The sequence below is a fragment of the Roseibium sp. RKSG952 genome (assembly GCF_009711355.1).
Genome location: NZ_SMMF01000758.1, coordinates 1 through 7,141 on the forward strand (window position 1 = coordinate 1; position 7,141 = coordinate 7,141).

At 58.2% G+C, this 7,141-nt stretch carries 8 protein-coding genes; 2 read left to right on the forward strand and 6 right to left on the reverse strand.

Annotation, left to right across the window (positions count from 1 at the left end; all coding sequences use genetic code 11):
- Positions 1-21 precede the first annotated feature (21 nt).
- Both E1297_RS05710 and E1297_RS05715 read left to right on the forward strand, forming a co-directional pair.
- Positions 22-630, forward strand: a complete 609-nt coding sequence (locus E1297_RS05710) for a type 4 pilus major pilin (RefSeq protein WP_155135113.1) — start codon at positions 22-24, stop codon at positions 628-630.
- Between the two features lie 161 nt (positions 631-791).
- The gene (locus E1297_RS05715; protein ID WP_196223207.1) at positions 792-1,580 is read left to right on the forward strand and encodes a Sir2 family NAD-dependent protein deacetylase; all 789 of its coding nucleotides are present in this window, start codon (positions 792-794) and stop codon (positions 1,578-1,580) included.
- A 65-nt stretch (positions 1,581-1,645) separates the two neighbouring features.
- Here E1297_RS05715 and E1297_RS05720 read toward each other — a convergent pair whose 3' ends face one another.
- The 6 genes from E1297_RS05720 to E1297_RS05745 all read right to left on the reverse strand — a co-directional run bounded on the left by E1297_RS05720 (position 1,646) and on the right by E1297_RS05745 (position 7,027).
- Positions 1,646-2,131, reverse strand: coding sequence for a hypothetical protein (locus E1297_RS05720; protein WP_196223208.1), 486 nt, complete (start codon positions 2,129-2,131; stop codon positions 1,646-1,648).
- A gap of 249 nt (positions 2,132-2,380) precedes the next feature.
- Positions 2,381-3,097, reverse strand: a complete 717-nt coding sequence (locus tag E1297_RS05725) for an HD domain-containing protein (RefSeq protein ID WP_155135122.1) — start codon at positions 3,095-3,097, stop codon at positions 2,381-2,383.
- Complete coding sequence (locus tag E1297_RS05730) at positions 3,094-3,921, reverse strand: class I SAM-dependent methyltransferase (RefSeq protein WP_155135125.1); 828 nt, start codon at positions 3,919-3,921, stop codon at positions 3,094-3,096. The genes E1297_RS05725 and E1297_RS05730 overlap by 4 nt, the downstream gene beginning before the upstream one ends.
- An 867-nt stretch (positions 3,922-4,788) precedes the next feature.
- Positions 4,789-5,355 carry a PH domain-containing protein gene (locus E1297_RS05735; protein ID WP_155135128.1) on the reverse strand — a complete coding sequence of 189 codons (567 nt, stop codon included), beginning with the start codon at positions 5,353-5,355 and terminating at the stop codon, positions 4,789-4,791.
- 70 nt (positions 5,356-5,425) lie between these two features.
- Positions 5,426-6,595 carry a hypothetical protein gene (locus E1297_RS05740; RefSeq protein WP_155135131.1) on the reverse strand — a complete coding sequence of 390 codons (1,170 nt, stop codon included), beginning with the start codon at positions 6,593-6,595 and terminating at the stop codon, positions 5,426-5,428.
- 90 nt (positions 6,596-6,685) lie between these two features.
- On the reverse strand, positions 6,686-7,027 hold the full coding sequence (locus tag E1297_RS05745; protein ID WP_155135134.1) for an ATP-dependent Clp protease adaptor ClpS: 342 nt from the start codon (positions 7,025-7,027) through the stop codon (positions 6,686-6,688).
- Positions 7,028-7,141 lie beyond the last annotated feature (114 nt).

Sequence of the window (7,141 nt, forward strand, 5' to 3'; positions counted from 1 at the left end):
CATTCGCGGAGTAGGCGACAGATGGGCGAAAAGTATTTCAATTACAAATGCGGAAACGGCGATATGGATCGGCTCTGTCTCGGGTCCATTCGCGAGGGGCTGTCGGCGCGCCGCAAGCGCGGCGTGACCCTGATCGAGGCGGCGATGGTTCTGGCGATTCTCGCCATCGTCGTTGCCGGCATCATGATCTTCTACACCAACGCCGACGGATCCCGGAAAACCTCCGCGACCATATCCGAGCTTGGCGCGATCCAGCAGGGTGTTCGCTCCCTTTATTCCGGCCAGTCGAGCTACAGTGGTGTATCCAACACCGTCCTGGTCAATACCGAGGCTCTCCCGAGTAAGATGATTGCGGGCTCCACTATCCGGCATTCGCACAACGGCCCCGTGACGGTCGCCGCCGCGAACGCGGGCGGCGGAACCTCGAGCGGCTTTTCCGTTGTGATGTCGAACATTCCCTCCGATGCCTGTTCGCGGATGGTGACGCAGGATCTTGGTCGAGGCCTCTACAGCGTCGCAGTCGGAGGCACCACCCGCTCCATCACCGGCACTCCTCCCCCGTTCGACCCAGCCACGGCGGGTAGTTCCTGCGGGTCTGCCGCGAACACGATCACCTGGGTCTTTCGATAAAATCGGAACGAGATCGAATTCATGAACGGGTCGCTTTGCGGCCCGTTTTTTATTGCAGCCCTCCTAGTTGCGACCGTATTGACCGCGTGTTTTCCATGGTGTCCTATATTTACTCGTGGTCGCAGCGGAAGGTTTGGTCAAGTGGGCGTTTGGAGGTGGTATTGACGGAAGAGGCAAGAAATAATCGCGTCGTATTTCTAACGGGGGCGGGACTCAGTGCCGACAGCGGCGTGCCGACCTTCCGCGGTGAAGGTGGACTCTACCGAGGGAGGGTTGTGGAGGACATCGTGTCGCGGAGGGGTTTCGATCAACAGCCCTCTCTGGTTCACGAATTTTGCGACGAGCGACGCGTTGCGCTTGCGTCGGTCGCCCCGAACCCGGCTCACTTCATGATTTCCCGTATCTCCACGGATTACGGGGACAGGGCCGTCGTAATGACCCAGAACATCGACGATCTACTGGAGCGTGCCGAATGCGAGAACGCTATTCATTTGCACGGGTTTCTGACGCGCATGCGTTCGATCGGCAATTCCAAGGTAGTCAGGGACATCGGTCACAGGCGCTACTGGTCGGGCGAGGAGAGTAACGCGCCGTCCGACGGTTTCAAATTTAGGTGTCCGCAGTCGAAAAGCCTCTTTCGTCCGGACGTCGTTCTGTTTGGGGAACTGGCGCCCGAATATTCGAAGATGCACACGGCGCTGAAGCGCCTGCGCCGAGATGACCTTCTGGTCGTGATCGGAACGCTAGGAAACGTTCTTCCTGTTGCGGAATTTGCCGAAAACGCCCCTTGCCGAACGATCCTGAATAATCTGGAGCCGTCGGAGTATATTCCCGAGAGCGCTTTCGACGATATCTTTTACGACCGCGCCTCGGTCGTGGCCGATCCGCTGGAAACCATCATCAGGACGGCTCTCGGTCCGGCGAACGAATCAACGCCGCCGGGGCTGTAATGACCGGGCCTGAGAGCCTCAAGTGTCGGTCCCGTCGAAGTGAGGAACGGGCCTAGGCTCGTTTGTCAGCGCCTCTTCGCCTGTGGCGGTTTGCGGAACGACCAGTGGTCGTACCCATGTTTTTTCGCAAGGTCCGTATCCGTGAGTTGGACGGTCTCCTTGCCTTTCCTCGGGAGAACGCCTCCGACCCACTGAGACAGCGCCTGAAACGCGCCGTAGGGGTCTAGGGCCTTCGCGAAGTTGATGTCGCTCAACCCGTCACAATCGAAGACCCACGACCACCCTTTCCTGTTGAAACCGAAGCGGTACGGCTCGTAGTTCCAGATCGCGATGGATTTGCCGTTCTCGATCATCCAGTAGGTTTCGATCTTGGAGATCTCGTCGCAGAAATGCTTGTCGATCGTTGTCATTCCGGCGTAACGGAAGAATTCGTCGTTCCCTTTCCTGTGGGCGTCGATCATCTCGTATCCACAGTCGATCAGGAGCGCCTTAAAGGCATCGAGACTCCAGGCGTAAGAGACCTTGCTCTCACCGAAGTACTCACCCTCCATAGGAACCTCGATGCCGGGGTAGCGGACACCTGCGAAGATCACGACGATAAGATGGCACTCGTGTACCCACGCGTCCCGGCTGCCGATCTTACGGATCCGGATGGTTCGCTTGGTCGGCCGACGAAGCTCGCACTTCTCCGAGGGGAGGCGCCCGGCATCCTCGATGCTTATCCCTCATGAAGACAAGTTCCCTGTCGGCGCCGAACGCCATGGCTCCGTCATAGAAATCCCTGCCCTTGCCGATGATCCTCATGAATCTCGTCCTCGGTCTTCTTCGTAGCCGAATTCCGGAACCGGAAAATCGTTGAGTTCGTCGCCGACGCGCGTCATGAATTCCTTCATGTATTGAAGGCGGCCCTCGGCGATCATTCGTCCGGTTTCCGTCGTGACACCTTCAATCCGGGGGAAGATCTTGCTCGGAAAGGTGTCGAGACACCATGCGGAGGGATTCGCGCTCCGCTCCTTGGCGAGGGGGTCGTCGGGATGGAAAAGAGGACGACCGATGGAGCCGGAAACGGCGAAGCAACGCGCAATGCCGATGGCTCCGAGCGCATCGATCCGGTCCGCGTCGCGGAGAATTCGAGCCTCTAGCGTCTCCGGCTCAATGCCGGCACTGAAGCTGTGAGCCTCGATGGCGTGCGCGACCGATCCGACGAACAACAGGGAAAGCCCGAGGTCGCTCAGAATTCCGGCCGCCGCCTTCGCCGACATAACGGACGAGGTGTGGGAGAGCGGGTTGTCCTTGGGGAGCGTGACGAGGTCGTGCATCCAGGCGGCTGCGCGCACAACGGACACTTCGGCCTCCTCGGCCACGGCGATCTGCGTCGCGGTGTCGACAACGCGCCGTACGTGATCGAAGCCGTGGGCGGGGTCGACCGTCTGCATTTCCCGTTCCGCGATGGCCCTGATTGTGCCGTCGATGCTTCGGTTGTAGATGTCTCCGGCCCGTTTGTCTTGATAAGTCATGCTGCCATTGCATCCTTGTTAATTGACCAATATCCGCGATCCAGTTTAACGAATTCGGACGATCTTGAGAGGGTTTGGCGAATTTTTTCCCGCCACCAGGAATTCCCAGTCGGACGACGCGGCTCGACGGCGGCATAGATCTCGCTCAGCGCGGCCGATCCGCCCAACTCCTCGAGGGCTCTGGAGACGATTACGCTCCACGCGCTTCCGCAGTGGTTAAGTTCGTCGGCGACGTAGTCTGGCATGGAGTGAACATCGTGAAGCTCCCGGTAGAGAGCGAATCCCCTGAGGTGGCCGAGGCCATCCTTGCGGAACACGGCGAAGCAGAGTGGCTTGCTCATTCCGGGGAAGAGATTGCGGGGGATCATTTCCTGCTCCAGAGACCATCGACGAGCGTACGAGGCCACGCGCGAGGCGGTCTGGAAGGCGTAGGCCGGAAGAATAAAACCAGCCCGACCGTCCCTATCCATGAGATCGTGACAGCGATCGAGAATGCCGTCGAAGACATCCATGTTGAAGGGGGGATTTCCGATAGCTGCAGTGGGTCTTGACGGAAGTTCCACGGTTCTAAAGTCACCCTCCAGTACCATGCGGCCGCTGTTGCGCCGCGCGAGATCGGCCAGGGCCGCGTCGACCTCCACTCCGAACGCGCTGATCTCCTTCGGCAGGGCCGTCAGAAAGTTACCGCTTCCGCAGGTGGGTTCGACAACGATGTCCTCATCGGTAAGATCGCCGAAATGCGCGGTAACGAGCGCTTTGGCGGCCCAAACAGGGGTGAACCACTGGTGGCGGTCGCGGTCGGCAACGAGTGGGTTGTTCTCCATCTTGAGCTCCTCTTTCGAGGACGGATAAAACCATTACAGAGCTATTTTGTCAACATTAACCGCAGAAGTCGAGAGGGATTCGGTTCATTCGCTCGGATCGGGGGTAAATTCGGGCACGCGGCACCGCTCTGACCGGCGCGAATCCTCATCGGAGGCGGGAGATCGGGTCCAGCGCGGTCTTTCGGGAAAACACGTTGTAACGCGGCGATCTTCGGGACATCATGAATGGAACCAGAAGTTTCACTGAAAGACCGTCCACGATGAAGAGAGAATGGTTCTGGCTCAATCTGCGAGACGGCCAAGCGGAATACGTACACAGCTCGAGTGGGGCTTCAATCATGCGTCCGAAGCAGGCTCGAGAGGACGAATGGGCAGGGACGAGAGCCGCCTTCATGGCGCTCTACCCGAACGCGTCGAGGGTCAGGCGGCGCGGCTCGACTGGCAGTAGCGTTCCGGTCGATTTTCTCCCCGGCGGCCCAGCGTCGATGTTCCCCTCTGGATCCATCGTTCTCCTTCACTTTCCGGAAGGCGGCTCGTTAAAAAGGGTCGTGGATGGGCAGCAACTACCGCTCCCGGCGTGCGGAGAGGTGCCATCGTATCTTCTTGAAGGAGGAGAGGTGCTGGCATGGTCCTCTAGCGAGGAGGGCTGGAGCCTCAACGGGCGCGGTGTTTACCTGAAGAATGTGCTTCCACCGAGGCGGATTACGCGCGCGGTGGCTTAATCGCCATGAAAGACGTAGGCGTATTCCTTGGATGTTTCGTCAAAAAGGCGCTCCTGCAGTGCATCCATGTGCCTTCTGATCGCGACCGGCTTGACAGGGAGGACGTTAATAAGTCGCCGTGCCACGACGTGCGGGGCAGCCGCGGTCATTCGAGAACGCGGAAACCGCGTCGACTCTTGCATTCCTCGGTACGCTCCCGAATGAGATCGCGAACACGGCTCGCTCCGGGCACGCCGCGCAGAACGACGGTTCCGCTGGCATCGGACGACATGACGGTCACGTCTCCGACGTTTAGAAGGAATTGCAGGGGGCCTCTTCGGGAGCGGACGTCCATGACGCGGTAGAGTTCGATTTCGTCCTCGGAGCGAAAGAGAACTCCAGTCCTGATCAACAGCCTATCTTCCGTCAGGGCGAAGCGCTCGGAGAGGCGAACGATCAGATAAAGGCCACCTAGGACGACAACGAGCGCGAGAGCATGCTCGTTGACGGACCAGGGCATCTTCTGCATGAGAGCAAGGACCAAGTCGACCCAAATAAGCTCGAAACACCGCTCCGCAAGGGGATGAACGTTATCCCCGAGAAAGCGCGCGACCTGAAGCGGAAAGTGTAACAGGACGGCAATCCAATAAAGAAACAGCATCGGCCAAGTGACGAAAAGCCAAATCGGGTTGGCGCCGCCGTTCCAGTATTTTTTCTCGCGCTCGTTAGACATGAAAATCCCCGGGTTGTTCAAGGGATTCTGACCTGAAAAGACGAAGACAGGAAACGGCCGGCGACCCCGGTCACGGGGTCGGAAGAGCTTGCTTGTCGCCCATTACGATACCGGCGACCCAGTGATTCCCGTTGTCGTCGACCCAGTCTATCTGGAGATCACCTGGTTCCGCCGCATTCCATTCGTCGACGGAAATGACGACGTGGTCCATCGCCTTCGCTTGCAGATCGCCGAACACCTTGAGGGTATTCTCGTTGCGAGGGATCGACACGTAGTCCTCTTCGTTGGGGAGATCGGAGATGATGTCGGCGATCTCGGCTCTTAGGATGTCATTCATTGGCACAGCGGCGAAGATCTTTGATTCCGTCGGGGCGTAAAGATTCAGTTTTCCTTGAACCGGATCGTAGACAGGCACGGCGGCCCGCAGGACGGTGTTGTGATCGCAGGACAGGATTTCCTTGGCGATCTCCACCCGCTCGATGTCGGTGGCCTCCGTCAGGCCGTCCTCAAAATCGGTGGAAAGACAGTCATTGAGACTTGCGATCTGGGTCTCGAGTGCCGACAGCGCAGCTTCGAAGCCTTCCGCCGGCGCTTCGTAGAGATCGGTCGTGTAGCCGCTCGTCCTGAAGCGGCATTCAAAACCATCTACCATCAAGGACAGACGGACGTAGTCGCTAACCTTTGAGGCGAGATCGGCGTAGGTGTTGCAGTAGGCGCTGGGCGCAAGCCCGGTCTCTTCCATGATTTCCCCGGCATAAGCATCCGGCTCGCCGCCCCAGTATTTTGTCTTGGACGTTCCCCCGATTCCGATTACGTAATCGTGCTCCCAGTTCCTCCAGCCGACCTGAACATGCCGGCCATCGCCAACAAGGACAAATTCGTCGTCGAAATCGGCGCGGGAGCATCGTCCGCCAGCATTGACGGACATACTCAATTTCTTGCAGGCCTCCGCGATAAGGTATTCCATGTTCTCGACCTCGGTATCGACCTGATCCTGCCGCCAGGCCTCGATGCTAAGGGCATCGTCCTCTCCAAGTTCAAACAGGTAGTCCTCGTAGTCGGACTCGCTCGGATCAGGCGTCTCGGCCACGCTTTCCTTCCAAGCATCGAAGCTATCGGCGTAATCCCGCCCGAGATCGATGACGTATGAGCGGTAATCGTCGTCACTAGGCAGTGCGGCCGACACCATGAAAGTGCCACCGGATCCGTTGAAATCATTCGTATAAACGCCGACACCCATGTCACTCTCCGTTTCTGATCCTTATTCTCATCTTCTCTACTTTGGAGATGAAAAGATCAAGCTCGGACGGGTAACGCCGGCTGGAGAGGATTAGGGGCCGGGAAAATTCGGAGTGTCGTCGTCACTGAGATCCTGCGGCTGGAGTTCAAACTTCAGGTCGAACCCGACAGAACGGGCGTCGCTCATGGCGGCCTCGGATTTGGTCTCGGCTATTTCCATGGGGTAGATGTCGACCAGTGAGAGCTGGTTGGTGTGAGCATCCATCATGATCTGGATTGACTCTTCGATGGACTTTCCGAAATGACGCATCAGGAGCAACGCGACAATCTCTCCGGAAATCAAGTCGTCATTCACGAGAAGGACAGCGAAAAGCGGTGGCTTCTTCGTCGTGTTCTTGGTGTCTGTTTTTCGTTCAAGCAGGTCTTCGGTCATGGTTCCACTCGCATTGGTTGGGCCGATAGTAGACGACCGGCGTGCTTACGTCCTCTTTTTTAGGTGCTGATCGAGTTAACATCTTCCCCGCCCTGAAGGACGGGGCTTCCTGCT

Bases quoted from the DNA above. Each gene is read 5' to 3' on its own strand.
- E1297_RS05725 (WP_155135122.1), bottom strand. From the start codon at position 3,097: ATGACTTATCAAGACAAACGGGCCGGAGACATCTACAACCGAAGCATC.
- E1297_RS05720 (WP_196223208.1), bottom strand. From the start codon at position 2,131: ATGGAGGGTGAGTACTTCGGTGAGAGCAAGGTCTCTTACGCCTGGAGT.
- E1297_RS05730 (WP_155135125.1), bottom strand. From the start codon at position 3,921: ATGGAGAACAACCCACTCGTTGCCGACCGCGACCGCCACCAGTGGTTC.
- E1297_RS05735 (WP_155135128.1), bottom strand. From the start codon at position 5,355: ATGTCTAACGAGCGCGAGAAAAAATACTGGAACGGCGGCGCCAACCCG.
- E1297_RS05740 (WP_155135131.1), bottom strand. From the start codon at position 6,595: ATGGGTGTCGGCGTTTATACGAATGATTTCAACGGATCCGGTGGCACT.
- E1297_RS05710 (WP_155135113.1), top strand. From the start codon at position 22: ATGGGCGAAAAGTATTTCAATTACAAATGCGGAAACGGCGATATGGAT.
- E1297_RS05745 (WP_155135134.1), bottom strand. From the start codon at position 7,027: ATGACCGAAGACCTGCTTGAACGAAAAACAGACACCAAGAACACGACG.